The sequence below is a fragment of the Herbaspirillum sp. B65 genome, from assembly GCF_000333555.1.
Lineage (GTDB): Bacteria > Pseudomonadota > Gammaproteobacteria > Burkholderiales > Burkholderiaceae_D > Herbaspirillum > Herbaspirillum rubrisubalbicans.
This window is the reverse complement of the sequence record NZ_BADI01001086.1, coordinates 1-2,457: the sequence shown is the minus strand read 5'-3', so window position 1 is coordinate 2,457 and position 2,457 is coordinate 1. Positions and strand designations below refer to the sequence as shown.

At 64.1% G+C, this 2,457-nt stretch carries 1 protein-coding gene and 1 pseudogene; one reads left to right on the top strand and one right to left on the bottom strand.

Going from position 1 to position 2,457, the window contains the following annotated elements; all coding sequences use genetic code 11:
• Positions 1–1,838: pseudogene (locus I5W_RS25735) on the top strand (putative bifunctional diguanylate cyclase/phosphodiesterase); the annotation flags it as partial.
• A gap of 223 nt (positions 1,839–2,061) precedes the next feature.
• Here I5W_RS25735 and I5W_RS25730 read toward each other — a convergent pair.
• Positions 2,062–2,457 (bottom strand): FAD-binding oxidoreductase (locus I5W_RS25730; protein WP_044531390.1); only part of this gene is annotated, 396 nt, incomplete at its 5' end.

The following is a 2,457-nucleotide window of genomic DNA, read 5'->3' as shown; positions in this document are numbered from 1 at the left end:
CTGGTCCGCTGCTCATTGCCGTGCTCCCTCGGGCTTTGCATTGTGGATCGTGACCCGGGCCGAACTGCCGCTGCGGCGCCTGTTGGGCAGCGCCGTGCTGATGGGTTCGGGCATTGCCGCCATGCATTACACCGGCATGGCCGCCATGCGGATGCAGCCGGGCATCGACTACGACCTGGTGCTGTTCGTGGGCTCGGTGATCATTGCGGTGGTGACCTCGGCCACCGCCCTGTGGATCGCCTTCAGCCTGCGCCGCAACACCCCGCACGTGAAGGTCGCGCGCGCCGGTGCCTCGGTGGTGATGGGCATGGCCATCGTCGGGATGCACTATACCGGCATGGCCGCAGCCAGCTTCCCACGCGGGGCGGTGTGTCTGGCCGCGCGCGAAGGCGTGGGCAGCGGCTGGCTGGCCATCCTCATCATCGTGGTCACGCTGGCGGTCCTGACCATCGCCTTGTTGACCTCGGTACTGGATGCGCGACTGGAGTCGCGCACCGCCAAGCTGGCCCGCTCCCTGGCCGAGGCCAATGAAGAATTGACCCAGATGGTCTTGCACGATCATCTCACCAAGCTGCCCAATCGCACCCTGCTGGAAGACCGTCTGACCCAGGCCATCCACAAGGCGGCGCGCACCCAGGGTCATTTCGCGCTGATGTTCATGGACCTGGATGGCTTCAAGGCCATCAACGATTCGCTGGGCCACCATGTGGGCGATCGCCTGCTGGTGGAGGTGGCGCGTCGGCTCAGTTCCATCATGCGCGCCCAGGATACGGTGGCGCGCCTGGCCGGCGATGATTCGTGATCCTGGTGGAACTGGAGCAGCCGGAAGACGCCATGCCGGTGGGCGAGAAGCTGTTGGAAGTGGTCAATCAGGCTTTCACGCTGGCCCAGCAGGAACTGCCGGTCTCGGCCAGTGTCGGCATGCCATCTACCCGGAAGACGGCGCCACCCGCCACGACCTGGTCATCAATGCCGACGCCGCCATGTATCACACCAAGCGCGCCGGCCGTAACGGCTACCATTTCTTCGAGCCCTCGATGAATGCCAATGCCCATCATCAGTTGCAATGGCTGCAGGAGTTGCGGGTGGCGGTGGAGCGCAAGCAGTTGCGGCTGGTCTACCAGCCCAAGTTCGGCCTGCCCGATGGCCAGGTGCTGGGCGCCGAAGCCTTGCTGCGCTGGCAGCACCCGCAACGCGGCCTGGTGGGGCCGGATGAATTCATCGGCCTGGCCGAGCGTTCCGGCCTGATCATTCCGATCGGCGCCTGGGTGCTGGACGAAGCCTGCCGCCAGATGCACCAATGGCTGACCCTGGGGTATGACCACTGGAAGATCGCGGTCAACCTGTCGGCATTGCAGTTTGCCGATCCGCACCTGGTGGAGGTGGTGCGTGCCGCCCTGGACAAGCATCAACTGCCGCCGCATTGCCTGACCTTGGAAGTGACCGAATCCACCGCCATGCACGATACCGAGGCCAGCTTGCAGACCCTGCAAAAGATTGCCGACCTGGGCGTGGAGATTGCCATCGACGACTTCGGCACCGGCTATTCCAGCTTGCTGTACTTGAAGCGTCTGCCGGCCCATGAATTGAAGATCGACCGTGGTTTCGTGCGCGACTTGAGCGAGGGCAGCGAAGATGCCGCCATCGTCTCGGCCATCGTGGCGCTGGGGCGGGCGTTACGCCTGCGCATCGTGGCCGAGGGCGTGGAGACCGAGGGGCAGCAGCAATTCCTGGCGGCGGCGGGCTGCCACGCGCTGCAGGGCTACCTGCGCGGACGGCCGATGGCGCCCGACTTGTTCTTGCAGACCATGCGCGAGCAGCAAAGGAGCGCGGCCTGATCCCGTAAATTGGCCGTGGCAAGGGCTCTTATTCCATGGATTGCGGCTCGCTGCTTGATGCAAAGATGCTGACATAGCGGAAGGCCGGTGTAATGGGCCTTCCAGGCAGGCTCCTGAGGGGGAGGTCGGGGCGGACGGCTCGTATTGGCGTCCGTCCCTTTTTTGTTGGGATGCGAGGAGTTCAGATGTCAGAGGTCAAAGCTCTGAACTCTGAACTCTGAATTCAGAGCACCTTGCCCGGATTCATCAATTGCTGCGGATCGAGCGCCGCTTTGATGGCACGCATCAGGCGCAATTCCACCGGCGACTTGTAGCGCAGGATTTCCTCGCGCTTCAAGGCGCCCAGCCCGTGCTCGGCCGAGATGGAGCCGCCGAAGCGGTCCACGCTGTCATGCACCACCCGGTTGAGCTCGGCCTGACGGGCGATGAAATCGGTATCGGCCACCCCCGCGGGTGGCGAGATGTTGTAGTGCAGGTTGCCATCGCCCAGGTGGCCGAAGCAGACCATGCGGCAGCCGGGCGAGGCTTGCTGCACCAGGACATCGGTGACGGCGATGAAATCGGCGATGCGCGAGATCCGTACCGAGATGTCATGCTTGATGTTCTTGCCTTCCCTGGC